A 245-nucleotide genomic window follows, 5' to 3' on the forward strand; every position below is an offset into this window, starting at 1 on the left:
TTCTTCAACGGCAAGGAAGTCACGAAGCGTAGCGCCGCCGCCCGCCGGGAGATCGGTCGTGTCGTCTCCGTGGTCTTCCAGGACCCCGCGACGGCCCTGAACCCCCGCATGCACGTCCAGGATCAGCTCGCTGACCCGCTACGCGTGCACGGCATCGGGGACGAGGCCTCGCGAGCCAAGCGCGTGCGTGAACTGATCTCGCTCGTCGGCCTGCCCTCGAGCGCGCTCGACGCGCTTCCCGGACA

At 69.0% G+C, this 245-nt stretch carries 1 pseudogene; it reads left to right on the plus strand.

Annotation, left to right across the window (positions count from 1 at the left end):
- A pseudogene (locus QP415_RS12565) lies at nucleotides 1-245 on the plus strand (ABC transporter ATP-binding protein); the annotation flags it as partial.

Origin of the sequence: Pauljensenia sp. UMB3104 (assembly GCF_030217285.1) — a bacterium.
Lineage (GTDB): Bacteria > Actinomycetota > Actinomycetes > Actinomycetales > Actinomycetaceae > Pauljensenia.